General features: G+C 41.1%; 2 protein-coding genes. Both read left to right on the plus strand.

The window, feature by feature from the left end; genetic code table 11:
* The first annotated feature begins 1,789 nt into the window (after positions 1-1,789).
* On the plus strand, positions 1,790-3,154 hold the full coding sequence (locus D1841_RS16715) for an ABC transporter substrate-binding protein (protein ID WP_160644784.1): 1,365 nt from the start codon (positions 1,790-1,792) through the stop codon (positions 3,152-3,154).
* A 13-nt stretch (positions 3,155-3,167) separates the two neighbouring features.
* The gene (locus D1841_RS19980; protein WP_160644785.1) at positions 3,168-3,770 is read left to right on the plus strand and encodes a radical SAM protein; all 603 of its coding nucleotides are present in this window, start codon (positions 3,168-3,170) and stop codon (positions 3,768-3,770) included.
* The last annotated feature ends 48 nt before the right edge of the window (positions 3,771-3,818 follow it).

Genomic DNA, 3,818 nt, shown 5'->3' on the forward strand with positions numbered 1-3,818 from the left:
TAAATTGTGGCGGGGTTCGTATGGCTCTGGTATGGCAGGGGCAGAAGGATTCGAACCCTCGGCACGCGGTTTTGGAGAGCGACAGTGCAATTTTCAGTGAGTTTTAGACACCTTTATCTTGTACCGCTCTATACAGAAAAACGTCTTTAAATCTGGATTTCAGGCACTTTCTGCCCTCAAAACCTGCTTACAAAACGCAAATTTTCTGCTCGTTTGCTGGAAAAACTGATAGAAGAATTTATAGTGATGTGATAGACAACTGCTTCGGCGGCTTCATCTGGTGTTCTCTATATAGATGGTTTTCATCGCTTAGATACTGCTGCGCCTGGTTAAATCAAATTAGCACAACCGCTTGATTGATATATCCCCTATGTAGAAAAGTGGGACTACATAGGGGATATATTTGTTTCCGCAAAAATTATTTGTGAGGAGAAAAATGCAATGGTGACGCGTGCAGATAGTATAGAAATCTTGAGGGGCAGAATGAGTTTGAAGTTCAGCAAACCGACAAAAGTATAGAAGTACCAGAACTGTGAATAAGCAAGGTAAATGAAATCATGAAAGAACTATAGTAAATTTGTTCATAATCATATCGTATACCGCGGCAGGGGGAAAACGTTCAACATAATTCTCCAGATTCAAATCACAGTCTATATCAGGTGCGTTTTCCCTGTTCGACAGAACAAGACTTTATGCTAAAACTCTTTGAAATGGACAGCTTTTTCAAACACGTCCGTTTCATAAACCAACAAGTTGCACAAGAAGCTACGTCCTAAGTCATGGTATTGCATTGTAAATGAGGACACTTTTGGAGAATAGCGGCTCATATGGAGCTTTTCAAGACTCCCCCGGCCGCTGATTTTTGTGTAATGTTACATTTATGAGGCGAGCGTGCCTTTTTAAATTTATATACTTGACAAGGTTCCTTAAATGCGATAAAATAGATTTAAATAAAAATGCTAACTTAGGGCTTGTTTGAAAAATCGCCAACACCGTCTTTTTGCCTAAATCCGGGCGCTTTCTGTGTTGGAAATCCTCGAAAGGCGACAGCCTTTCTTGCGGTTTCCGCCTTGAAAACACCCCGCCCTAGGCAAAAATCCGGCACTTTCTCTATTTTCAAACAAGCCCTAATAATTTAAGATCTATTTTTAGATAGTTATAGAAGAAGGAAATGTTAATTGGTTCTAAAATTCTATAAAATATTTCCCTTCATGACTATAAAATACAATTCTAGGAGGTGAATTCATTATGAAGGTAAAGCTTAGAAAAGCGCCTGAAAATCGCCAATTATCCACTTTGTTCGATTTATACGGCAGTTGTGGTGGATGCGGATCATGTGGGTGCTCTGACTCTGTAGCAGCTTGTGTAGGCAATTACGAAATGGCTGTGCGGATAGTTAAGTCTGCTAATCAAGAAGCTAACTACAGGAACAATTATGGAACTTGATTCCCATAGTTTAAGAAACAGTCAGTCAAGTGGTTTTCAAAGATCACTTGGCTGACTGCCTGCTTACATGAATAAGTGTAGGTAAAACTCTGATTTGCTTGCCATGTGATACAACACGATTCTGTTGATGAAGTGCTGCTCGAAAAAAGCTGCACAATAAAAAGTGGGAAAATACGGGTTTCAGGATGGAGGGTTCACCTCTTTCCCCTCGGCCTCTGTGTATTCTACCAATATCTGCTTGCGATTTTGAGCTTTACCAACACGTCGAACATACATGAAATTATATAATATATTCTGTTCTGTCCATCCTTGTTGTATTTAACACAGACGGAGGTGTTATGGTTTGAAAAAAAAGGTGTTTGCTGTGGCGGTATGTTTCATGTTGCTTTTTTCAGGATGCACAAGCACACAGGGTTCAGACAAAGATGGGAGCTATGCCTCCACTCAGGAGAGTTCAGGCCTGCCCGCGGAGGAATCCGCAGCTAAAACAGCATCCGGAGAAACCAGTGCGGAAATTTCTGGTGATTTAATTCTGCGCACTTGTGATGACCCTTCCACCATCAGCACTTGGGAAACCTATATAAATAGTTTCCATGAATCCTACCCGAACGTGAAAATAACCCTCAAGGCCGAGGGATCCCCTTGGAATTCAGAAACTTACCGCACAGGCGTTAGTGTGGAAATGTTTTCGGGAGAAGCGGGGGATTTGCTGGACTTGAGTTTTCTCCCCGGCCCGAAATATGCTGAAAGCGGCTTGCTAGTAGAAGTGGATAGCCTGCTGGAAAATATGCCCGGATTTTCCTGGGAAAGCTATTATACCAATGTGTTCGACGCTGTACGCTATAAAGGCGGGTTGTACTATGTCCCCTATGAGATGGATCTTTTTGGGATACGCCTGAATAAGCTTGTATCCGATCAATTAGATTTCCAGGAGGAAGGCCGGGACACAATATCCATTCCTGAGTTGTTGGAGTTGTGCCGTAAGGCAAACGAGCTGCCCGGCTTGCCAGAAGATTTTTATACGGAAAGCGGCGCCGACTGGACATTCCTCAGTTCCTTTGAAATGTCCTCCTATGTGCAGGAAGGAAATAAATCCGCCTCTTTTACATCGAAAGAGTTTATAGATTATCTGGAAAATTTGAAAGCGCTGCCTTTTCCGCAAAACATGCGGTATGGTATGTATGGCAGTGACCAGAAAGAATTTCCTGAAAGCCAGTTTTACGGCTTTATTGCTTTGCAGCCCATTGGGGAAAGCAATGCCCAGCGGTATCTGGAGAGTGCAGAATCAGAATTGGTTACAAAATATATGTTGACGGAAACCAGTCTGGGCGGCAAGACTTTTGAGACAAATGCGATTGGAATCACTTCTTCATGTAAGGATTTGGAAGCGGCGACAGCTTTTGTCCGTTTTCTGTTGGATACAGATATCAAAAAAGAAAAGGCCGACCTGCTTTCCTGGATGTTCCCCGTCAACCGTAGGGTGAATCAGGAAATTCTGCGCCGATCTTTTGGAACAGGCCAGGAAGAAGTTGTACAGCAAATGGACAAGTGGTGCGGGCAGGTGGATACTTTAATGCTTCTCCAACGCAGCCCTGAATTATTTGCTGTGTTGCAGGAAATTATGGGAGAGTACATGGATGGCTTAATTTCTCCAGAGCAATGCGCTCAAAAACTACAGGAACGGGCGGAGATTTATTTGCAGGAATAAGGAGTGAAGTAATGTGACATGGACAGTATTTAGAACAATATCAAAGTGCTATTTATATGATAGAAATATAAATTCTGTTGTGGAAATCCCGGAATCAGACTATATTGAATTGAATTCCGCTCATATTTCAGAAAATCTTTTGGAAAAATATAGAAGGAACCGGATGTTGGAAAATACACAATTGCAGGAGATTAGACATGGTTTCACAGATTTAATCGAAGACTACCTGGAAGAGCGAATGGAACAATTAGTTCTTCAAGTTACGCAACAATGTAATTTGCGATGTGAGTATTGTACATATACAGATAACGAAAAATATAACAATCGTACACACGCAAACAAGTTTATGAGTTTCTATACAGCTAAACGCGGAATTGATTTCTTAATGTCTCATTCAAAGCGGCTACAAAAAGTAATGGTCGGTTTTTATGGAGGGGAACCACTATTAGCTATAGGCTTAATACAACAAGTAATTGCCTACATTGAGGAAAATTATCCGGAGAAGGATGTCTCATATGCGATGACCACCAATGGAACTCTTTTGAATAAGGAAATAGTGAATTACCTTGTAGAAAAGGATATCATCTTAACCAATGTCATTAAGTTAAAGGTATAAAAGAGCAAAATAAGAAAAAAGCATAAAAAAGGCTTGACAAATGGGAAA

The sequence above is a fragment of the Neglectibacter sp. X4 genome (assembly GCF_009917365.1).
Lineage (GTDB): Bacteria > Bacillota > Clostridia > Oscillospirales > Acutalibacteraceae > Acutalibacter.